Annotated in this window: 18 protein-coding genes; 10 read left to right on the top strand and 8 right to left on the bottom strand. The window is 66.9% G+C overall.

The window, feature by feature from the left end; genetic code table 11:
• The first annotated feature begins 107 nt into the window (after positions 1-107).
• Positions 108-1,091: a diguanylate cyclase gene (locus FAZ97_RS31880; RefSeq protein WP_233272022.1), complete on the top strand. Its 984-nt coding sequence runs from the start codon at positions 108-110 to the stop codon at positions 1,089-1,091.
• A gap of 21 nt (positions 1,092-1,112) precedes the next feature.
• Here FAZ97_RS31880 and FAZ97_RS31875 read toward each other — a convergent pair whose 3' ends face one another.
• Entirely contained in the window at positions 1,113-3,305 is a 2,193-nt protein-coding gene (locus tag FAZ97_RS31875; RefSeq protein ID WP_158762763.1) for an NHL repeat-containing protein, read from the bottom strand.
• A gap of 266 nt (positions 3,306-3,571) precedes the next feature.
• On the opposite strand from FAZ97_RS31875, the gene FAZ97_RS31870 reads away from it, so the two are divergent.
• The 3 genes from FAZ97_RS31870 (at position 3,572) to FAZ97_RS31860 (ending at position 5,728) form a co-directional block, all read left to right on the top strand.
• Positions 3,572-4,303 carry an anti-sigma factor gene (locus tag FAZ97_RS31870; RefSeq protein ID WP_158762762.1) on the top strand — a complete coding sequence of 244 codons (732 nt, stop codon included), beginning with the start codon at positions 3,572-3,574 and terminating at the stop codon, positions 4,301-4,303.
• A 67-nt stretch (positions 4,304-4,370) separates the two neighbouring features.
• Positions 4,371-4,889 (top strand): sigma-70 family RNA polymerase sigma factor, encoded by a 519-nt coding sequence (locus tag FAZ97_RS31865; protein ID WP_158762761.1) that lies wholly within the window; start codon positions 4,371-4,373, stop codon positions 4,887-4,889.
• Positions 4,886-5,728, top strand: a complete 843-nt coding sequence (locus tag FAZ97_RS31860) for an anti-sigma factor family protein (RefSeq protein WP_158762760.1) — start codon at positions 4,886-4,888, stop codon at positions 5,726-5,728. Before FAZ97_RS31865 ends, FAZ97_RS31860 begins: the two co-directional genes overlap by 4 nt.
• Before the next feature lie 66 nt (positions 5,729-5,794).
• Here the strand turns inward: FAZ97_RS31860 and FAZ97_RS31855 are convergent, their stop codons facing one another.
• From FAZ97_RS31855 to FAZ97_RS31840, 4 genes are all read right to left on the bottom strand, one after another.
• The gene (locus FAZ97_RS31855) at positions 5,795-7,567 is read right to left on the bottom strand and encodes a trypsin-like peptidase domain-containing protein (protein WP_233271996.1); all 1,773 of its coding nucleotides are present in this window, start codon (positions 7,565-7,567) and stop codon (positions 5,795-5,797) included.
• 317 nt (positions 7,568-7,884) lie between these two features.
• On the bottom strand, positions 7,885-8,220 hold the full coding sequence (locus FAZ97_RS31850; RefSeq protein WP_407671973.1) for a DUF4148 domain-containing protein: 336 nt from the start codon (positions 8,218-8,220) through the stop codon (positions 7,885-7,887).
• A 132-nt stretch (positions 8,221-8,352) separates the two neighbouring features.
• Positions 8,353-8,922, bottom strand: a complete 570-nt coding sequence (locus FAZ97_RS31845; RefSeq protein WP_158762757.1) for a chromate transporter — start codon at positions 8,920-8,922, stop codon at positions 8,353-8,355.
• Complete coding sequence (locus FAZ97_RS31840; protein WP_158762756.1) at positions 8,919-9,491, bottom strand: chromate transporter; 573 nt, start codon at positions 9,489-9,491, stop codon at positions 8,919-8,921. Before FAZ97_RS31840 ends, FAZ97_RS31845 begins: the two co-directional genes overlap by 4 nt.
• 219 nt (positions 9,492-9,710) lie before the next feature.
• Between FAZ97_RS31840 and FAZ97_RS31835 the strand changes: the two genes are divergently transcribed.
• Positions 9,711-10,820, top strand: a complete 1,110-nt coding sequence (locus FAZ97_RS31835; RefSeq protein WP_158762755.1) for an extracellular catalytic domain type 1 short-chain-length polyhydroxyalkanoate depolymerase — start codon at positions 9,711-9,713, stop codon at positions 10,818-10,820.
• Positions 10,821-10,837: 17 nt separating this feature from the next.
• Here FAZ97_RS31835 and FAZ97_RS31830 read toward each other — a convergent pair whose 3' ends face one another.
• Positions 10,838-12,241, bottom strand: a complete 1,404-nt coding sequence (locus FAZ97_RS31830; RefSeq protein WP_158762754.1) for an MFS transporter — start codon at positions 12,239-12,241, stop codon at positions 10,838-10,840.
• Positions 12,242-12,480: 239 nt separating this feature from the next.
• On the opposite strand from FAZ97_RS31830, the gene FAZ97_RS31825 reads away from it, so the two are divergent.
• The 5 genes from FAZ97_RS31825 to FAZ97_RS31805 all read left to right on the top strand — a co-directional run bounded on the left by FAZ97_RS31825 (position 12,481) and on the right by FAZ97_RS31805 (position 19,723).
• The gene (locus FAZ97_RS31825) at positions 12,481-13,734 is read left to right on the top strand and encodes a DUF1479 domain-containing protein (RefSeq protein ID WP_158762753.1); all 1,254 of its coding nucleotides are present in this window, start codon (positions 12,481-12,483) and stop codon (positions 13,732-13,734) included.
• Positions 13,735-13,836: 102 nt separating this feature from the next.
• Complete coding sequence (locus FAZ97_RS31820) at positions 13,837-14,880, top strand: transporter (RefSeq protein ID WP_158763347.1); 1,044 nt, start codon at positions 13,837-13,839, stop codon at positions 14,878-14,880.
• 86 nt (positions 14,881-14,966) lie between these two features.
• Positions 14,967-16,871 (top strand): sensor domain-containing diguanylate cyclase, encoded by a 1,905-nt coding sequence (locus FAZ97_RS31815; RefSeq protein WP_158762752.1) that lies wholly within the window; start codon positions 14,967-14,969, stop codon positions 16,869-16,871.
• Positions 16,872-16,989: 118 nt separating this feature from the next.
• The gene (locus FAZ97_RS31810) at positions 16,990-18,600 is read left to right on the top strand and encodes an EAL domain-containing protein (protein WP_158762751.1); all 1,611 of its coding nucleotides are present in this window, start codon (positions 16,990-16,992) and stop codon (positions 18,598-18,600) included.
• Between the two features lie 151 nt (positions 18,601-18,751).
• On the top strand, positions 18,752-19,723 hold the full coding sequence (locus FAZ97_RS31805; protein WP_158762750.1) for a sulfonate ABC transporter substrate-binding protein: 972 nt from the start codon (positions 18,752-18,754) through the stop codon (positions 19,721-19,723).
• 37 nt (positions 19,724-19,760) lie between these two features.
• On the opposite strand, the gene FAZ97_RS31800 is transcribed toward FAZ97_RS31805, so the two are convergent.
• On the bottom strand, positions 19,761-20,702 hold the full coding sequence (locus tag FAZ97_RS31800; RefSeq protein ID WP_158762749.1) for an ABC transporter substrate-binding protein: 942 nt from the start codon (positions 20,700-20,702) through the stop codon (positions 19,761-19,763).
• 112 nt (positions 20,703-20,814) lie between these two features.
• Positions 20,815-21,858 carry an ABC transporter permease subunit gene (locus tag FAZ97_RS31795; protein ID WP_158762748.1) on the bottom strand — a complete coding sequence of 348 codons (1,044 nt, stop codon included), beginning with the start codon at positions 21,856-21,858 and terminating at the stop codon, positions 20,815-20,817.
• Between the last annotated feature and the right edge of the window lie 4 nt (positions 21,859-21,862).

Genomic DNA, 21,862 nt, shown 5'->3' with positions numbered 1-21,862 from the left:
GCGGCCCGGATGCCGCCCTCGACCCCGGCAGCGCCGACGACGCCTCGCTCGTCGCCGCGCTGGACGCGGTGCGCAGCGCGCTGGAGCAAACGCTGCCCGCCGCCGACATGCCGATGATGGTGCTGCTGGTGGACGACCAGGCAATCGTGGCAGAGGCGGTGCGCCGGGCGCTCGCAAGCGAACGCGAGATCGACTTCCACTATTGCGCGCATCCCGACCAGGCCGTGCGCATGGCAGAGGAAGTGCGCCCGACCGTGATCCTCCAGGACCTCGTGATGCCGGGCACCGACGGCCTCACGCTCGTGCGCGCCTATCGCGCGAACGAAGCGACGCGCGACGTGCCGATCATCGTGCTTTCCACCAAGGAAGAGCCCGCCATCAAGAGCGCGGCTTTCGCGGCGGGCGCGAACGATTACCTCGTGAAGCTGCCGGACAGCGTCGAGCTGATCGCACGCGTGAAATATCATTCGCGATCCTACGTAAACATGCTTCAGCGCGACGAGGCCTATCGCGCGCTGCGCCGCTCGCAGCAGGAGCTGCTCCGCGCGAACCTCGAACTGCGCCGCCTCACGCATTCGGATGGTCTCACGGGCCTGTCGAACCGGCGCTATCTGGACGAATTCCTGAGCGCCGAGTGGAAACGCGCGGAGCGCGAGCGCACCGAAGTGTCGCTGCTGATGATCGACGTGGACTACTTCAAGCCCTACAACGATACCTACGGTCACGTGGCGGGCGACAACGTGCTGCGCTCGGTGGCGACGACGATCCGCCGCGAGATACGTCAGCCGCGAGATCTCGTGGCGCGCTTCGGCGGCGAAGAGTTCGCCGTCGTCTTGCCGGGCACGGGCAGCGCGGGCGCGCGGCTGCTCGCCGAGAAAATGCGCCGCGACGTGGCGGGGCTCGCGCTGCCGCATGTGGGCTCCGCCGTGAGCGAGCACCTCACGATCAGCATCGGCGTGGCCACGCTCACGCCCGCGCCGGGGCTCGCGGAAACGGCGCTGATCGAGGAAGCCGACGCCGCGCTCTACCGGGCCAAGCGCGACGGGCGCAATCGCGTGGCGTTTTCCACGCAGGTGTCCGGGCGCGGGTAACGCGTCGAGGGTTGGCGAAGTTCAACCCGGCGTCCAGTCGTACATCAGGATTTTCGCGCGCGCGTCGTCCTCCACGAGCAGCACGTAGTGGCCGTTATCGCGCTGCGCCGCGCTCATGCCCATATAAATGTCCACCCATCCGCTCGTGCTGCCCACGTTGGCGCCGGGCGTCATCGAGCCGGCGAGCTGGCCGCTGCGCGCGTCGTATACGTCGATCTTCTGTGTGTAGAGCTCGGCGATGAACACGTAGTTGCCGGCCACGGCGATTCCCACGGTCGTCACCTGCGGACTGCTGCTCGTGTTCCAGGGCAACGACGCCTGCCACGTGAGCGTGGGCGAACCGCTCGACCAGTTGTCGTAACGCGCGAGCACCGGGCCCGCTTCCTTCCAGTGCGACGCATCCCACGGAATGTTTGCCGTGAAGCCGGTGATGTACATCGTGTCGGTTTCCGCCACATAGACAATGCGCGCAATGCGGTTAAACGGCGCCGGCATCGCGAACATCTTCGACGATGCATAGGTGTACTGCGGATTGCCCTGCGCGTCGAGCTCTTGCATCGGCATCTCGCGAATGCCCGAAAGCGGCGTGGCGAGCCACACGTTGCCCGGTGTGTCCACCCACCAGTAGCCGTTGCCGACGGTTGCGCCCGTCGAGGGGTTCGAGGCGATCTCGCTAGCATCCACATGGCCGTCGCCGTTCGCATCGCGCCACATCCACTCGCCGTAGGCCGGTTGACCGGCTGGCCAGTTGCCCGGCATCGGATTCTGGGCGAGCAGGCCCGAGGGAATCGCGACTTCGCCATCGGTCGCGGGCGAGAAGCGGTAGATGTTCAGGTAGTGCGCGTACTGGTCGAGCGTGTAGAGGAACCTTCGGCCATTAAAGCGGCGCACCATCGGCGAGCCGCGTACGCCGCGCGTGGAATGGAGCGCGGGATCGTCGGGATACGCGAAGCGGTTGAGCGTGAAGCCCGCATAGGTCCATTGCTTGCCGGGCGCCTGGCCGTAGTCGAGCGTGAAGCGTTTCGAGCCGGTAAAGACGTTCGCGGCGTTGGCGGGGTCGAAGGCGGCGGCATCGACGAAGGTCAGGCCATCGAGACGCCAGCCGAGCGTGCGCGTGCCCATCGCGTAGCTTTCGAGCACCGCTCCCTGGCCTACGAGCGCGGTGCCATACGGGCGCGGCCCCTGGCCATTCTGCGCGACGTACAGATTGCCCGCCTGGTCGTAACCAATGCTGGCGATGCCGTTGAAGCGCCAGTCGCCGGGCTTGCCCGCTACGACGTGGAAGATGCCCTGGCGCGTGCCCAGCGAGCCCGCTGCCGTCATCTGGCCGTTCGACGCGCGCGCGTAGAGCAGGATCTGTTGAGTGGGGCCGTTGTCGGCAATCGAGAGTTGGCCGGAGGGTGCGAAGGCGAGGTCGGTCGGCACGGTGCCCGCGGGCAGCACGGGCGCGTCATTGAGTGCGGTGCCGTCCTTGCGGTAGTGGCCGATGCTCGGGCCGTTCGCGTCCTGCAAACCCTGGATCAGCCACAGCGTGCCGTCGCTGGCGAGCGCAATGCGCCCGGGCGTCGGCACCGTGAAGGAACGCAGTTGACGCATGGTTTGCGCGTCGTAGACCACGACGCGGTTGTCCGCGGTATCGGCCACGTACAGCTCGGCGTCGGTGGCCGCGAGGCCGCGTACGGCGCCGTCGCTGCTGCCCGGCGCGGCGAGCACACGCAGGAAGCTGTTCTTCGTCGCGTTCGCGCTGTTGCCAATGCCGCTTGCGAACGGCGCGCCTTGCGTCACGTCCGCGCGCAGGCGGCGCGTCACGCCGAACCATGTCTGGTTGGCTGGCGGATAGTCCGCGCCCACGAGGCCGTTGCTCTCGTTGCCGATCGACATCGCGGCATACACGTAGGTGCTGTTCGCCGCGATGGCGTCGCCGCCCGCGTTGCCCCAGCCGTGCGTATTGCCGGCCACTGCGAGCTTGTCGCCGCCGCGGTAGACGCCGATCTCGCTGCCGCTTTCGTCCCACGGCGCGTTCGCGTAGACGGTGCCGTCGGGCGCGACGGCGATGGCCTCGACGTCCTGCTGCATCCACTTGCCGTCGCCGAAACCGAAGCTGTTGCCGATCCAGGACGTGGTGTAGTTGAGCGTGCTTTGCGCAATGGAGGGTTGAATGGCGAGACCTTGCAGCGCGAGCGACAAGGCAATGAGGCGAGCAGCATTTTTCACTTGAATTTCCGTCAATCACGAACCTGCCGCAGGGTGCGCGGCAGTTGGGCGTGATGCTCGCACGCGCTTTTAAGGAAATAATTCAAATATTATTCAATGCGGGTAATGTGGCGTTTTTTTATGCCGATGCGATGAATGTGCGGCGCAAGCGGCGCAAAATCGCTCGAGCGCCGCGCGAAAGGGGGAATTTCTCCGCCCGCAGGAATAATCCGCGCCACCGCGTGTTAGTCCCCGCATCGCCACTCAATCAGCACCGAATCACGATCATGAAGTTCCGCGGGCCGCTCGACGAGCCGCTGGTTTCCGAAGCCGATATTCAGGCCTATAGCGACGGCACGCTCGCCGGTGCGCGGGCGGCGCATGTGCGCCGCTACCTCGCGGGCAAGCCCGGCGAGTGGCATCGCATTCTGTTCTACCGGCGCCTGAACGCCCGGATTCGCGACGCCTACCCGGCGCAGGCCGCGCAGACTGCGCCCCCGCGCACCGCTACGGCCCGAGGCGGGCGGGTGTTGCGCTACGCTATCGCTCTCGCGGCGGCCCTGGCGCTGGCCAGCGCGGCATTCGGATGGATCGCCGTGACCGAGCCGTCGCAGCAAGTGTTGAACAACGCCGCCGTCATGGCGCTGATGGAAGCCGAAAACGCGCACCCGGAAGCGCTGGAAGCAGGCGCGTTGCGTGCGCCGTTCGATTTCGGCGCGGCAGGCCTGCATTTTCTCGGCGGCGGCGAAGTGCGGGTTGGCCCGTTCGCAAGCGCGCAACGCTATGTCTACGAGAACGGCCAGGGGGAGCGCGTGGTGCTGCTCGCGAGCCGCGCCTGGCTGGCAGGCGCGGCGCCGCAATGGAGCGCGCACCGCGCGGGGCCGCTGAGGCTGCTGATGTGGCGCGAACACGGCACGCGCTGGGTGCTGGCGGGCAACGCGCAAACGCGCGGCCTGATGCGCGCGGCGGACCTGGCGACGCTCGCCACGCCGCCGGCGCGCGAGGGCGAAGGATCGTGAATCAGGATCATGAATCGCCAGACGATGCAAACCGCGCAACGAACCTTGCTGCAATCCGGGATGAAACATGGACATCCGTGACGAGCTGATCGAACACGTGCCGCGCCTGCGACGCTACGCGCGCGCGCTCATCAACAACCGCGATCTCGCCGACGACCTCGTGCAGGATACGCTGGAGCGCGCGATCGCCCGCACGGAGCTGTTTCGCTCGGGCACCGACCTGCGCGCCTGGCTTTTCACGATCATGCACAACATCTTCGTGAACCAGGTGCGCAAGTCGGCGGCGCGCGGCGCGCATGTTTCCGTCGACGACGAGAGCGTGCCCGAAACCGACTACGCCGTGCCCGCCACGCAAACAGGCGCGCTCGAAGTGCGCGATCTGGATTTCGCGCTGCAGCGCCTGCCTGTGGAGCAGCGCGAAGTGGTGCTTCTGGTAGGGCTGGAGGAAATGAGTTACGCCGATGTCGCATTGGCGCTCGACATACCGATCGGTACGGTCATGTCGCGTCTGTCGAGGGGACGTGAGCGCCTGCGCGCGCTCATGGCCGGTTCCGTCCCGCGTGCGAATCTGAAGGTGGTGCGATGAGCGAACAACAAAATCCCGTCACGCAAGACGAGATCCACGCCTACGTGGACGGCACGCTTTCCGAGGCGCGCCGCGTCGACGTGGAGCGCGAACTCGAGCGCAATCCCGAGCTTGCCGCGCGCGCGAGCGACTTCTTCGCGCTCAACAACCTGCTGCACGAGCGCTACGACCGCGTGCTCGCCGAGCCGCTGCCCGCGCGCCTGCGCGTGGCCGCGCCGCAGCCACAGGCGCAGACGGTGCAGAACACGCGGCCGGCGGCGAACTGGCCGCGCTTCGCGGGCCTCGCGGCGACGCTCGTGCTGGGCGTGGCAATCGGCTGGGGTATGCACTACGGCATGAGCGGCGCGGGCGGACCCGCAGGCGCGGCTGGCGGCGAGCTGCATACGGTGAGCGCGGACGGTTCCATGCGCTTCGCACAGCAGGCGGCGCTCGCGCACGTGGTCTACATGCCGACCGTGGTGCGGCCCGACACGATGGACGACAGCCAGGAGCAGGACTTCGTGAAGTGGCTCGCCAACCGGCTGGGCACCAACGTGCGCGCGCCGATGCTCTCGAAGAGCGGTTTCGAGCTTTCGGGCGGTCGCTTGCTACAGGCCGACGACGGCGGCGAAGTCGCGCAGTTCATGTATCACAACGCGAAAGGCGAGCGCGTGACGCTGTGCATCTCACACCGCAAGACGAGCGCCAACACTACCGCGTTCAAGCTGTATCAGGATGGACCGGTGAATGTGTTCTATTGGGTGGATGGCGACTTCGGGTATGCGCTTTCCGGCGGCATCGACCGCAAGGCGTTGCTGCAGCTCGCGCACGATGTTTATGCGCAGTTGACGCCGAGCTGAGCGCCGCCGGTACGGTGAGGGCACGGCGGTCCGGGGAGCCGCCGTGCCGCGCTGCGTATCTGTGCCTCACCTAAGCTTCACGGCCACAAAGCTGCGCGCGTTATTACGCTGAATCAGCAGCGACATGCTCTTCGTCGCTTTAGCTTCGAGCGTGGCGGCTTGCTCCTGCGATTCGACCAGCGTGTCGTCGAGCGACAGCACGACGTCGCCGGCCCGCACGCCCGCGGTCGCGGCCGGGCCCGTCGAGGCTTCCACCATCAACCCGAGCGGCAGGCCGGTCGAGCGCTTTTCCTCTTCGCTCAGTGCGTGCGCGATGAGGCCGAGGCGGTCCGCGGCATGGCGCGGGGCCTGCGCGGCGACGGGTTGGGCGAGCGGGGCGCCCGCGTCCGTCATCACCGTCTTCATGGCGTGGACGTTGGCCGGCGGTGCCTTGCTTGCCGCATCCCCGACGGCGGCCGCGACCGGCGCGTCGGTCTTTTCCGCCGCCTGTGCGGCGTCGGTTGCTTGCGCAGCTGCCGCTGCCGCAGGCGCATCCTCCGCCTTGGCCTCGAACGCCGTGTTCGAGAACCCGGCCACCGCCGGCTGCCGGTTGCGGATCACCTTGAGCGAGGCCGGTGTGGCGGGCGGGACGGCCGCGAGCGCGGCGGCAAGCGTCGCGGCCCGGTCGACGGGTTTGGCGCCGACCTGCACGATCACATCTCCGGTGCGGATGCCCGCTTTGCCGATCGGCGAGGCGGGATCGACGGCATCGACCAGCGCGCCGCCCGCGTGCGGCAAGCCGAGCGCCGCTGCAAGGCCGGGGCTCACGTCTTCGACCTGCATGCCGAAGGTGCGGATCGTGCCGCCATTGCCCGCGTTCGCTGCGTTCGCCGCATTGGCGCTGCCCGCTGGCGCCGCCTTGCGCGCCTGCAGCTGGGCGCGGAACTGGTTGGCGGCGTCGATCGGAATCGCGAAGGTCAGGCCGCCGTAGCGGCCGGCGTCGGCGTAAATCTGCACGTCGATGCCGATCACCTCGCCCGCGCGATTGAAGATCGGTCCGCCGGAGTTGTCGGGATTGACCGCCACGTCGGTCTGGAGGAACGGGAACGGCTTGCCGTCGGGCAGCGTGCGCGAAGTCGCGCTGAGGATGCCCGTCGTCACGGTGTTCTGGAAGCTGTCCGGCGATCCGATCGAGAGCACCGGCTCGCCGGCGTGCACCTTCGCCGTGTCGGCGAGCTTAACGAACGGCAGATCGTGAGCGTCGATCTGCAGCACGGCAACGTCGCTTTGCGGATCGACGGCGACCACCTCCGCCTTGAACTCGCGCTTGTCCGTGAGCTGCACGCTCACTTGCTCGGCGTTGTCGACGACATGCGCCGTGGTCAGCACGACGCCATCCGGGCTGACGATGAACCCGGAGCCCGAGCCCGTCATGACGCGCGGCCCGCCGGCTTCGGCGTCCGAGGCCGGCTTCGGCGCACGCCTGAAGAAGGCGAAGAAAGGATCGTCAGCGTCGATGGCCTCCTGCTCGGGCGGCGAGGAAGGGTCGTCGACGCTGCGCGCGATCACGTGCACGACGGCGGGGCCGTAGCGCTCGGCGAGCGAGAAGAAGTCGGGTGTGGCGGCCGCCGGCGCGGATGTGTCGGCGGCGGCCTTCTGCGCTGCGGTCTTGTCGCTGGCAGCGTTGTCGGTAGCCGCCTTGTCGTTAGCGGCTTTATCGGCGGCCGTTTTGCTGGCGGGCGGCTTGGTGGAGGCCGCAGGCGGCGTTGCCGCGTTCACATCAAAACAGAAAGCGCTGGCAAGCGCGAGGGCAAGCGCGGCCGCGGGGCGCGAAGTGCGGGCGAAGTTCAGGCGGAGCACAGCACACCTCCCAGTGGTCATCGTGCTGGCGGGCGGCACGCGAACGCGGATAGCAAACGAATGCCGACGCACATAGTGTAGTCACGCCGCAAGACAATTGGGGGGCAGGGTTTGTCCTGTAGCGCACAGAATCTGCACGGCGGCGTGCCGGTACATGCCGGGCGCATCGAATAAGGCGTGTTGCCGACATTGCTGTTGGCGAGGAAGCCTGGGCGGCGGCGGGAGGGGCGGCGGCGAAAAAAGCGCGCCGCCCCGCTCGTCGCGAGCGGGGCGTTCGACTGTGGCGGGGGGCGGCAAGCGGGATGCGGCGAGTGCTTTCAGCTCCCCGAATACAGGTTGCAGAAGCTCACCGGCCCGACGCACGCCGTGTGCGGCGCGCCGGCGTCGCTCGTGCCTTGCATGGGCGCGCCCATGCCGCTGGGCGCCTGTTGTTGCTGCTGTTCGTGTTGTGCCTTCGCATGCGCGACTTGCTGCGCGAAGATGGGGCTCACATCGGGATACGAGCTATCGGTCACGAATTGCGAGCCGTTGGCCTGTGCTTCGATCAGCTGCTGGCGCACCTGGGCGCGCGTGAGTCCTTGCGCGGAAGCGGTGGAGACAGCGCCGATGGAAGCGGTCACGACGAGGAAGGCGAAAAGCGGGCGGCGGTTAATCATTTCGAACTCCTGATGAAATAGCATGGTACGGCGACCGGCTGGAGCACGGTCGCATCAACGCAGACTGCAATGGGTATACCGCGGCGGGTCGGCTGCTATTCCCGTGGAGTTGTAACGGCGGGGTGTTTTTTACGTGAGCTGCACTTGAAGCCAATGCGGCAGGCCCGCACCGATCAGGCTCACGCCAACGAGCGCAAGCGCGCCGGCAAGAAGAAGCACGAGCGGACTGACCCGCGTTCTGAGCAGCACGCAAAGCGACACGACGGCAATCGCCTTCGCGGGCAGGCCGCCGTTCAGCGATTTGAGCAGCACCCAGCCCGCCGCGAGCATCATGCCGGCCGCGATGGGGCGCAGGCCGCGCTCGAGCGCTAGTTGCCACGCCGCGCCTTGATAGCGGCCCCATATATGCGTGACGCCGTAGATGAGGAAGCCCGTTGGCAGCAAGAGCGCGGCGGTCGCCACGAGCGCGCCCCAAAAACCGGCAACCTGCCAGCCGATCAGCGTGACGAGCAGCGAGCCGGGGCCCGGCGCCATGCGCGAGATCGCGAAGTCGGCGGCGAACTGCGAGTGCGTCATCCAGGGATGCACTTGCACGACCTGGCGCTGAATCTCCGCGACGATCGCCTGGCCGCCGCCGATCGTCACGAGCGAAAGTGGCGCGAAAATGGCGGCCAGCTGACCGAGCAGGCGTGCATTCATCGCGCACCCCGGCGAATCGCCACGTATTCGTAGAGCACGCTCACCGTGCCGCCGATTACGACCACCCATACCAGCGACAAACGCAGAATGCCGATGGCAAGAAAGGTCGCCGCCATGAGCAGCAGCGGGAGGATTTGCCGCCGCACGCGTCGCGCGGTGACGACACCCATCGACAGCGACAATCCCGTGGCCGCCGCAGCGGCGCCGGCGATCAGAATTTGCGTGAGCGGATGGAAGATGAGCGCGCCGACCACGCTGCCGATCACGATGATCAGGCACGCGGGCGGCACGACGATGCCGGTGACGGCCACGGCGGCGCCGCGCCAGCCCAGCAGCCGATGCCCGATCCAGATCGCCATGTTCTTGACGTTGATGCCGGGCAGCGCCTGCGAGATGGCGAGCCCGTTGAGGAAGTCTTCTTCGCTGATCCAGTGGCGATCCTGAACGAATTCGCGCAACAGCCAGCCGCTCAAACCGCCGCCAAAGCTCGTCAAGCCAATGCGGCTGAATATCAGAAAGAGTCCGAACAGCGTGGGGTGCGGCGGGGCGGTGGGTGTGGAGGCAGTCACGGGAATCGGGGAATGGGCGGCGCGGCAACGGTCGCCAAAATTATAGCGCCCGCGACACGGGTGACGCGGGAGCCTTCGGCGGCGAGCCGTCACGCAAAACTCAGCGCGAGGTCTGGGCCGCTATGATGGTCGGACTCGCAGCGGCTCGATCGCTGCAATGCGCTGTCCGCCGCGTGGCTCCTGGCGTGACGTGAACAAAACGCCTTGTCGCCATTGCTCATGCCCAGGAAAAAGACCAACGTCTGGCTTAAAGGTCTCGAACTGCTCACCCGCATGAGCGCACCGCGACCGAAGAAAAAAGCCGCCGCACGTAAAGCGGCGCCTGCGAAAGCCACGAAGGCCACGAAGCCCGCGCACGTCGCGAGGCCGGGAGCCAAACCGGCGAAGGACACCGGCAAGGCGCACGTGGGGCGTGCGCAACCGGTGGGTACGGGCGGCAGGTGGGTCCGCTCCTGGCATTCCGCGCCGCCGAGAGCCGGGCATCTCGTCAACCATCTCGCGTATGCGCTCTATTTGCCCGCCGGTGCGACGGGTGCCACGGGCCTGCCGCTCGTGGTCATGCTGCACGGCTGCAAGCAGACGGCGGAATCGTTCGCCGCCGGCACGCGGGTATGCCGGCTGGCGGACCGGTCGGGCTTTGCCGTGCTGCTTCCCGAGCAGGCGAAAACCGCGCACGCGCAGCGGTGCTGGCACTGGCACGGCGATCATGCGCAGTCGGAGGCCCCAGCGGTGGCCTCGCTCGTCGATGCGATCGTGCGCGAGCACGGATTCGATCGCGAGCGCGTCTACCTCGCGGGCATCTCGGCAGGGGCAGGGCTCGCGTCCGTGCTCGCCATGCATTATCCGTGGCGCTTCGCGGCCGTTGGTTTGCACTCGGGGCCGGTATTTGGCGCGGCAACGTCCACGATGAGCGCGATGAACGTCATGCGTCATGCGAGCCGCGAAGCGCCTGTTCATCTCGTCGATGCCGCGCTCGACGTCGCCGCGCATCCCGGCATGCCCACCTTCATCGTGCAAGGCGAAATCGACGCGGTCGTGGCGACGCGCAACGCCATGCAGCTCGGCATGCAGTTCGCGCGCGTGAACCGGCTGCTCGACGCGCAGGGCGAATTGCGCGTGGGCGAGATACGGACCTATAGCCGCGACGCCGCGGCGTACACCGACTATGTGAAGTCGGGCAGGCTCGTCGTGCGGGTGTGTGTCGTTCGAGGGCTCGGGCACGCATGGAGCGGCGGCGACCCACGCGAGCCGTTTCATTCGGATCGCGGCCCCGACGCGATGTCGATGATGTGGCAGTTCTTCCGGCGGCAACGCGCAAACGACAGGTGAAATGGCGTGAACGGGGCTCAGCCCTCGTTCGCGCGGCGCACGCTCGCCGGAAGCAGGATGGCCGCCGTGAAGCACGCCATATGCAGTCCGCAGAGCGCGGCGAACGCCTGCAGGAATTGACGCGGTTCGCCAGCCGAGGAACTCGGCACTGCCAGGGAAACGGCGATAGCCACGAGGGTGGTGGCAACCGGTCCGCCCATTCTCTGCGCGATATTCAACGCGGTGTTCGCCATGGGAAGCCGTGCTTTCGGCATGCGGGCATACGCGGCGGAAATAGAAGGAATGCTAATGGTTCCATGACCCACGCCAGCGATAAAGAGACTGGCCAATGCGAGCCCCGGGGAAAACGCGTGGCCAGTCATCCACAGAAACGGCAGCGTGGCGCATAACGCCAGCAGCGCGCCGCCTGCCGCGAGCGCGCGGCAGCCCAACCGTTCGGTGAGAAAGCCCATGCAGGCGAACGAGCCCATCATGCCCGCGCCGCTCGCTGCGAGCAGCCAGCCCGCATGCGCGGCGCTCAAGCCGCAGCCGGCTATCAGGTAGAGCGCAACGGCGAACTGCCTTCCATACATGATGCCGTTGGCAAAAAATTGCGTGATGGCGGGAACCGCGAACATGCGGTCCGCGAAGAGGCGCACATCGATCAGCGCCGACGTTGGGTGGCGTAAGGCGTGCCACACGAATGCCGCGAGCAGCGCGGCGCCGGCCAGCAGAAACGCCGCGCCTTCGGCGTGCATGGCGCTCTGGAATCCATAGACAAGCGCGACAAGCCCGGGCGAGATCAGGGCGAAGCCCGTGAAATCGAATGGGCGCCGCTGCAGTTGACCGGCGTCGGGCGCGAGCAGGCGCGCGGCCAACGTGACGCCGAGTATGCCGACCGGTACGTTGATCAAGAAGAGCCAGGGCCAGGCCGCCCGCGCGAGCACGGCGCCCGCAAGCAGGGGGCCGAAGATCGGGCCGAGCAGGATAGGCAGCGTTGCGTAGCCCATCACGCGCTCGAGGTTCTTGCCCGCGACGCGCCCGAGCATCATCTGCGCCATGGGGGCGAGCAGCCCGGCAACGAGCCCCTGGAAAACGCGCGCGGCGATCAGTTCCCCCATGTTTTGGGCCGCGCCGCACAGCACCGAGGCGAACGTAAAGGTCGAGAAGGCAAAGAGATAGAGCCGCTTCGCACCGATGCGGTCCACCAGCCAGCCGTTGAGCGGAAGGATGAGCGCCATGGCCAGCAGGTAGCCGCTCATGATCCACTGCGTCGTGGCAATGGGCGAGTGGAGCGCATGGCCGATGGCCGCAAGGGAGACGTTCACGAGCGTCGAGTCCATCTGCGCCATGAACGAGCCGATGGAAACGACGACCGCGACCTTCCAGACGGACGGGGGAATGCGGCTCGCGCAAGCGCGGTCACGACGCGCGCCGCTCATCGCCCAGCCAGCCTTCTGATGTTGTCGCCCGCCTTGAAGAGCATGGTGCGCCCGGGTGATCCACGCGGATTCGAATGAAGTACGTCCCAAATAATGAAGATAAATAGATACCCTTGCAAGGCGGCGTGCAAAGTTTGGCGGTGCGAGGAGAGGGATGCCGAAGGGCATTCGCCAGAAGTGCGCGATTGAGGCGTATGCTTGCCGTCAAACGACGGCATTCAACCCCGATGGAGACACGCATGGCGGCACTTCAGATCGACGATGTCCCGGCCGCGATCCGGCAGGCCAAGCGCATGTTGCGCGCGCAACTGCCCAACTATCGCGAAGTGTTCGAGGAGGTCGCGCAGGCCATAGGCGAAGAAGCGCGCAGCCTCGCGCGGCTGCGCGAGGCGGGCGAGTCCGTGATTCCGGAAATCGAGTTCGCCGACATCGCGGCGCAGCGCGTGAGTGCCGAGACGATCGCGCGCGTGAAAGCGCGCGGGGCCTGCGTGATCCGCCGCGTGTTCGAGCTGGAGCAGGCCGCGCGCTGGGACGCCGAAATCGCCGACTATGTGGCGCGCAACGATCTCGACGCGCTCGCCACGCAACGCGCGGCGCAGCGCAATGCCCTCCCGCCGCAAGCGAGCCGCCCGCTGATCTATGGCCTCTACTGGTCGCGCCCGCAGGTAGAGGCGCGCGAGTCCGCCGAACTCACCGCCGCGCGCGTCTTCCTCAACCGCCTGTGGCGCCACGAGAGCGAAGGGCGCGTGCATTTTGATCCTGATGTCGTGCCCGCTTACGCCGACCGTCTGCGGCGCCGCCCGCCCGGAACGGCGGCGCCGGGCCTCGCCGCGCATTGCGACGGCGGCGCGGTCGAGCGCTGGGTCGACGAGAGTTTTCGCCAGGTGTATCGCCATGTGTTTTCGGGCGACTGGCGGCGCTACGACCCCTTCGACGGCGCTTACCGCACGCACGCGAGCGAGATTCCCTCGCGCATCGCCTCTTCGATGTTCCGCACCTTCCAGGGCTGGACCGCGCTCACGCCGCAGGGGCCCGGCGACGGCACGCTGCAGATCGTGCCGATCGCCAACGCCATGGCATACGTCCTTTTGCGCGCGCTGCAGGACGACGTGGCCGAAGACGACTTGTGCGGCGCGCAGCCGGGCCGCGGGCTGCCGATTACCGCCGAATGGCACGCGCCGCTGTTGGATGCGCTGACATCGATTCCGCAGATGCAGGCCGGCGACACCGTGTTCTGGCACTGCGACGTGATTCACTCAGTGGAAGACGAGCACCGCGGCACGGGGTACAGCAACGTGATGTACATTCCGGCCACACCGGGTTGTGCGAAGAACGACGCCTATTTGCAGCGCCAGTTGCCGAGTTTCCTCGAAGGCCGCAGCCCGCCCGACTTTCCCCCTGAGCACATCGAAGCCGATCTGGCGGACCGGGCAGGCGTGGCCGATCTCACCGCGCTCGGCCGCGCACAGCTCGGGTTGACTGGCGCCGCCTAGCACAGGCAGATGACGCGCGCGTGTCGACGCATCGATTCGCGCGCTTGCCTGCAAAAGCACGCCTATGGCATGCTGTGCGCCGATCAACCGGCCATGACGACCATGGATTTCGCTTCGTCCGTCGCAACGTATGGCGCCGACCTGTCGGGTCTCGTTTGCGGTTTTCGCTTCTCGCCCGGGCAACCCGGGCAGTCCGTCACGTGCGACGATGTCCTCGAGGCGCTGCGGCGCACGCGCGAGGGCGGCGAGCCGCAAACCGCGCGCGACGATTCGTTCTACTGGCTGCACTTCAATCTCGCGCATGCCGCCGCGCAACCGTGGATGCGCGCGCATCTCGACTTGCCCGACGCCTTCTTCGAGATGCTCGTGGAAGGCTCGCACTCCACGCGCATCGAACACGTGGACAACGGGCTCTTCGCCGTGGTCAACGACGTGATGTTCGATTTCGAGCTCACGCCCTCGCAAATCGCGACGCTGTGGTCATACACGCACGAACGCATTCTCGTCACGGCGCGGCTGAAGCCGCTGCGCTCCATCGACCGTCTGCGCGGCTACGTGCGCAACGGCGAGACGTTCCGCTCGCCGGCCGAACTGCTCATCCACCTGATGCGCGACCAGGCCGACCTGATGGTGGAAATCGTGCGCCGCACGAGCGTCGATGTCGATCGCGCCGAGGATCGGTTTCTCGCTTCGCGCCGCACTGCCAGCCGTCATGAACTCGCGGCCATGCGGCGCATTCTGGTGCGCCTGCAACGGATGCTCGCGCCGGAGCCGGGCTCGATTTTCCGTCTGCTCGCGCGCCCGCCGCGCTGGCTCCAGACCGCCGACATGCAGGACCTGCGCGAGGCGACCGAGGAGTTCTCGCTCGTGCTCGGCGACATGGCCGGACTGGTGGAGCGCATCAAGCTTCTGCAGGAAGAAATTGCCGCGCGGCTCGAAGAGCAGAACAACCGCACGCTTTTCACGCTCACGCTCGTGACCGTGCTCGCGCTGCCTATCAACATCGTCGCGGGTTTTTTCGGCATGAACGTGGGTGGCATTCCGCTGGCGGAAAACCGCCACGGGTTCTGGCTCATGGTGGTGCTGGTCGCGACCTTCACGGCGCTGCTGGGATGGTGGGTGTTCCGCCGGCGCGCGGATACCTGAGGCGCCTGAGGCTTGCGGAGTCGCCGCCGGGCCGTCACTTGCGCGCTATATACTAGGCGCTCGAATTTCCTGTTTGAGCGCATGCCATGACCGTTCCCTCGTCGACGCCCGAGGCCGTTCCCCCCGTAAGCGAAGCCGCGTATGCCGGGGGGCGGGAGCCGGGCGCCGACCCGCGCGAGCCGTTGCGCTCGCACGATCATGCGGTTTCGCTCAGCACCGGGCACGCTGCGGCTGACCCGTTGCTCGATGGCCTGTTGCGCCTCGCCGCGGCGCATTTCGGGGTCGCGGCAGCCTGCGTGGTGCCCGGCGAGGCGCCTGCCGTGCGCGGGCGCGATGCCGGCGTGGACGAGACGGTCTACGAAGCACTGCGCACGCTTGCGCATCGGACCGGCGAAAGCGGCGCGCGAGAGCCGCTCATCGTGCCCGATATTTCAGCGGATCCCGCCTGGTGCAATGTGCTTGCGCACGCAAGCAAGCCGCTTCGTTTCGTGGCCGCGTGGCCCTTGTACGGTGCGCAGGGCGAGCCCGTTGGCAGCCTCTGCCTGATCGACCCCGCGCCGCGCGAACTGGACGCCGCCGCTCGCGCGAGCCTCGGCGACTTTGCGCGCGTGGCGGCCACGCTGGCCGCGAGGCCAACGCTCGCCACAAGCCGCGAACTCGACGTTCCCGCCACAGTCGAAGCCGCGCGATATGCCGAACTCGAAGCCTTGCGCGAGCAGGAGCGCCTGCTTGCGCACGCCATCGAGGGCAGCGGCACGGGCATCTGGGACCGTGACGTGGTGACGGGCGAGATCCGTTATTCGGTGGGCTGGAAGGCGATACTCGGCTACTCCGGGCACGAACTGACGAGCCGTATCGAAGACAGCTATGGGCGGCTGCATCCCGAAGACGCCGAGTACGTGAAGGCCGCGATGCAGGCGCATTTCGAAGGCCGCACGCCGACCTACGAGGTCGAGCACCGCATTCGCTGCAAGGACGGCCGCTACAAGTGGATTTGCAGCCGCGGCAAGGTCATGAGCCGCGACGCGAACGGACGCGCGCTGCGCATGATCGGCACGACCACGGACATCACGTCGATGCGCGAGATGGCCGAGCGTTTGCGCGAGAGCGCGGCGCTCGTCACGAACCTCACGAACGAGGTGCCGGGTCTGGTGTTCCAGCGCCGCCAGGTGTCAGGCGGCCGCGCGCTTTTCTCGTATGCGAGCGCGGGCATCGCGGAAATCTTCGAACTCGCGCCCGAGCAGGCCGCGCACGACCCGGCATGCATCGACGCGCTGATTCATCCCGACGATCGCGACGCATGGCGCGACTCGTTCGAGCAGTCCGCGGCGAATCTCACGCCGTGGCATCTGGAGTTTCGCGTGCTGCTGCCGCAGCAGGGCTTGCGCTGGCGCCAGGGCGATGCGAGACCGCAGCGGCTCGCCGACGGCACGACGGTCTGGCATGGCTTCATCACCGAGGCGACGGAGCGCAAGCGCATCGAAGCCGAACTGCAGGAGTTCGCGAGTACCGACGGCCTCACGCGTCTGGCCAACCGCCGTCACTTCATGGCTCGCGTCGAGGCGCAGCTTGCGCAAGTGCGGCGCGGCGGCGCAAGCGCTGCCGTGATGATGTGCGACCTCGACCACTTCAAGTCGATCAACGACCGCTGGGGCCACGCGATCGGCGACGACGTGCTGCGCCATTTCGCCGAGATCCTGCGCACGCAGTTGCGCGCGGGCGACCTGGCCGGCCGCATCGGCGGCGAGGAGTTTGCGATCCTGCTGGCTGCCACCGACCTCGAAGGCGCGCATAGCGTCGCGCAGCGCATTCAGGAGCGCTTCGCCGCGCAACCGCTCGCGGTGGTGGGCGATGTGGTGGCGCTGACCGTGAGCATCGGCATCACGCTCATGAACGCCGCCGACATGAGCGCCGAAGCTGCGCTCACGCGCAGCGACTTCGCGCTCTACCGCGCGAAAAAAGGCGGACGTAACCGCATCGAATGCGCATAACGCGGGCTCACGTTAGCTGACGTTCGCGTGCGCCGTGCACGCGCGCTGCACGCGCGTTGGTGTATGTTGGCGCCATACCGTAGCCGTCCTCCATGACGGCCCTGGTGCGGAGGACGCTTTGCCCGAAATCTCGCCCAACCCCGGCGCGGTCCGCGCGCGAGTGTCGCGTTTGCTCGTGCTGCTGGTCGTGGCGCTGATTCCCATCCTGCTGTGTGTGGCGCTCGGGCGTTACGAGGCCGAGCGCATTGCGCAGCGCGAGGCGGCGCTGGCTTCCACGTTCATCGTCGGGCAGGTCGTCTCGATTGTCGAGACGGCGCAGAGCGCGGCACACACGCTCGCGCCGCGTGCGGCCGAGGCATGCGAGACACTCTCGCCGGACCTCACGCTCAAGGCCGCCACCGTGCCTTATGTGCGCACACTCAACATCCTGTATGACGGCCGCTTCTCCTGCTCGTCTGCAATCGCACAACACTCGATTCCCGCCAACGGCTTGCTCGACGGACATGTGCCGCCCTCGAAAGACGACTGGCTCAGAATCGTCAACGACACGCCGATGGTGCGCAACCGCCCCTCGCTGCTGGTTGGTGTAGCAGGCGAGGCGGGGCATGGGGTCGTGGCCGTGGTGGACGTGCAGTATCTGCTGGACCTGCTGCATGGCGCCGCGCCGCTCACGGTATTTCGCCAGGCCGAGTTGCGCGTGGGCGAGGGCACCGTGTTGCGCGAAGCCATGGCGCTCGTCAACGTGCGCGGCGCGCCGTTGCTGGCCGACGTGCAAAAACGCATGTCCGGCGCCACGATCGACCTGAAGATCTATGGGCGGCCCGAGCGCATCAATGAAGCGTGGGGCGCCCTGATGCTGCGCTATATGCCATGGGCAGCCGCCTTCTCCGCGCTGCTCGTCTGGCTCGTGCGGCGCTTGCAGCAAAGCGGGCGGTCACGCCGCGATCAACTACTGCGAGGCATACGCGCGAACGAATTCCACGTCGAATACCAGCCGCTCTACGGTGTAGAGACGCAGCGGTGCGAAGGCGTCGAGGCGCTGCTGCGCTGGGTGCAGCCAGACAGAGGCGCGACGCGTCCCGACGAGTTCATTCAGGCTGCCGAAGAAGAGCACGTAATCGTGCCGCTCACGCAGCATCTGCTGAAGCTCGTCGCGCGCGACGTCGCGACATGGGACGTCGCGCCGGGCTTTCACCTCGGTGTGAATTTCGCGCCCGAGCATCTGTCGGGCGAGCAGCTCGTGAGCGACGTGCGGCGGCTGGGCGCGGCCGTGGCGCCGCTTGGCGCGACGATCACGGTGGAAATTACCGAGCGCACGCTGGTGTGCAATACCGAGCAGGCGTGCAACAGTTTGCTGACCTTGCGTCACGAGGGCGTGAACGTCGCCATCGACGATTTCGGCACCGGGTATTGCTCGCTCTCGTACCTCGAGAAATTTCCGTTCGATATCCTGAAGATAGACCGGGGCTTCGTGCTCACGATCGATCCGCAAGGCAAGAAGGCGGCGGTGCTCGACGCCATCATCGATCTTGCGCATAGCCTTGGAGCGCGGCTCGTGGCGGAGGGCGTGGAAACCCAGGTGCAACGCGATTATCTGTGCGCGCGCGGCGTCACGTACATCCAGGGCTTTTTCTACGCGAAGCCCATGCGCTCGGAGGCGTTCATGCGCTGGTATCGCGCGAACGGGGCGCATATGTCGCCCGATCCGCACATGACGGCCGGCGTGTAGCGCGCGGCGACGCACGAGCGCGCATTCCCGCTGGCGTGATTTGCTTAGCGCGAAACATCGGTTCTGCGAGCCCGTGTATGCCGGTAGCATCGGCGGTTCGATGGCTGCGCCGTGTGGGTGCATGCCGCAAGCCAACACGGATCCGCCGAAAATGACTCGCCTCACGCATCCCGCGCCGTATTCCCGCCGCCGTTTCCTCGCCACGCTCGGCGCGACGCTCGCCAGCGCGGCGCTGCCCGCCACCGCGTTCGCGAAATATCAGCCGGACCAGTTCCGCATCGGCTACCAGAAAGCCGCGAGCACGCTCGTGCTGCTGAAGGCCAATGGCACGCTGGAAACGCGCCTGGCGCCGTTAGGCATCAAGGTGTCGTGGACCGAATTCCCGGCCGGGCCGCAATTGCTCGAAGGCCTGAACGTGGGCGCCATCGACTTTGGTTACGTGGGCGAAGCGCCGCCCGTGTTTGCTCAGGCAGCGGGCGCGGATTTCGTCTACACGGCGTACGAATTGCCCACGCCGCACGCAGAGGGCGTGGTGGTGGCGAAGAATTCGCCGATCCATGACGTGGCGGGGCTGAAGGGCAAGAAAATTGGCCTGAATCGCGGCTCGGACGTGCATTGGTTTCTCGTCGCGCTGCTGCAAAAGCAGGGCCTCTCTATCGCCGACGTGCAGCCCGTATTCCTCGCGCCCGCCGACGCGCGCGCGGCGCTGCAAAGCGGCGCCATCGATGCCTGGGCGATCTGGGACCCGTTCCTCGCCGCCGTCGAGTCGCAGGATGGCGCGCGCCTCATCGCCGACGCCAGCGGCGTGGCCAGCCATCATCAGTTCTTCCTGAGCCAGCGCGAATTCGCGCAAAACCGCAAGGACGCCCTCGCGATCGCGCTGGATGAACTCGGCAAAACGGGGCAGTGGGTGCGCGCCAACACGGCGGCGGCAGCCGCGAAGCTCTCACCGATCCAGGGGCTCGATGCGGCGACGATCCAGACCGGCCTCACGCACTACGCGCATGAATACCGGCCTATCGACGCCGCCGTGATCGCGCAGCAGCAGAAGATCGCGGACACGTTCTACGACCTGAAGATCATTCCGCGCCGCGTGGTGACGAAGGACGCCGTGCTCGCATGACCGCCGCGAGCACGGGCGTGCCGTGCTCATACAAAGCTTAGTGCGACGACCAGCCCTTGTAGCTGCCGACGTTGTCGCGCGTGACGAGCTGCGGCACCATTTCGATCATCGGGTTGGCGGGCTTCTTGCCGTTCATGATGTCGTAGCCCACCTGGACGGCAGTCTGCGCCATCTTGTACGGGTCCTGGCTTGCGGAAGCCTGCACGAGCGTGTCGGTCTTGAGCGCCGTTTCGATATCGGGCGCGCCATCCACCGACGTGATTACGATGTTGCTGCGATGCAGCTGCTTCGCGGCGAGGTCGCTGCCAATGGCCTGCGGATCGTTGATGGCGAACACGCCATCAAGCTTCGGAAAGCGCGTGAGATAGCCCTGCATCACATTCATGCCGCCTTCGCGCGAGCCCTTCGCGTCCTGGTCGTCGGAGAGAATCTTGATGCCGGGCGCCTTGGCGAGCACCTGCTTGCAGCCGTTCACGCGGTCGATCACGGCCGAGACCTGCGGACCGTTCTGGATGATCACATTACCCTTGCCGTTGAGTTTCTTCTCGAGGTACTCGCACGAAATCGCCCCGGCCTTCACGTTGTCGGTCTGCACGGTGGCGTTGGCGCCCGCGGCGCTCACGTCCACGGCCATCACCACGATACCGGCCGCCTGGGCCTTTTTCACGGCGGGCTCGATCGCCTTCGGATCGGTCGCGTTCAGGAGGATCATGTCCACGTGCGCCGAAATGAAGTTGTCGATCTGCGTGAACTGCTTGTTGAGGTCGTAGTCGGCGGAAACGGCCGTGACCTTTGCGTTCGGGTTGATCTCCTTGGCCTTCGCCTGCGCACCCTGCACGATCGTCACGAAGTAAGGATTGCCGAGCGAACCCACGGTGATGCCGATCGATTTGAGCTGCTTGTCGGCGGCATGCGCGCCCTGCAGTGCGAAACCGAACGTGAGGGCGGCAGCGGCGAGAACGGCTTTTTTCTTGAACATGAGGTTGTCTCCTGAGGGGGCCTGCTTGGGTCCTGTTTGAGTGCTTTCCCGGCGAGCGCAGCAGGACCGCCTGCGCTCGCGCCTATTTCTTTCTATTGAGGTGTTGAGTGCCTTACGTGCGAGCCGAGCCGCGCTGGCGGTAGCGGTCGAGCGCCACGGCGCCGACTATCACGAGGCCCTTGATGATGTACTGCCAGATGTCCGAGACGCCGAGCAGCACAAGACCATTGGTCAGGACTGCGATGATGAGCGCGCCGATCAGCGTGCCGATGATCGAGCCAACACCGCCCACGAAGCTCGTGCCGCCCAGAATCACCGCGGCGATCGCATCGAGTTCATACGACTGGCCCAGCTGCAGGCCGTTGGCCGCGTAGAGGCGGGCGGCGGACATCACCGCGCCGAGACCCGCGAGCAGACCCGAGATGGCATAGACGAACATCTCGATGCCCCACACCTTGATGCCCGAGAGGCGCGCCGCTTCCGGGTTGCCGCCCACCGAGTAGATGCGCAGGCCGAGCACGGTACGGCGCAGCACGAACCACGAACCGGCCACCACCACGAGCGCGATGATCACGAGCCAGGGCACGCCGAGCACCGTGCCATTGCCGATGAACGCGAACGAGAGTTGCGGGTTGAAGATCGTCGTGTCGTGGCCCATGAGGCGCGCAATGCCGCGCACCGCCGTGAGCGAGCCGAGCGTGACGATGAACGGCGGCAGACGCAGGAGCGAGATGAGCGCGCCGTTGATAAGGCCGAAGCCGAGCCCCACCGCGAGCGCCATGGGCACGCCGAGCCAGCCCCAGCCCACGATGTTCGAGCCGATCATGGCGGCCATGGCCGCGGCGGCCAGCACCGAGCCCACCGAAAGGTCGATGCCGCCCGTGAGAATCACGAAGGTCATGCCGGCGGCGAGCACGATGTTGATCGACGCCTGCTGCGTGACGATCGACAGATTCTCGAGCGTGAAGAAGCCATCGGTGAGCAGACCGAAGCCGATGCACAGCAGCACCAGCACCGGCAGCATGCCGGCCGTGCGCACGAGCGACTTCATGCGCTGGCGGTGGCCGTCGACCGCGACACTGCGTGCGGGTTGAGCGCCTTGGGCGGGCTGCGTGGGCGAGGCCGCGACACCGTGCCGGGGAAGAATGCTTTTCATGTCG

Origin of the sequence: Paraburkholderia acidiphila (assembly GCF_009789655.1) — a bacterium.
Classification (GTDB): domain Bacteria; phylum Pseudomonadota; class Gammaproteobacteria; order Burkholderiales; family Burkholderiaceae; genus Paraburkholderia; species Paraburkholderia acidiphila.
Note: the sequence above shows the minus strand (reverse complement) of the source record. Positions and strands in the feature narration are given on the sequence as shown.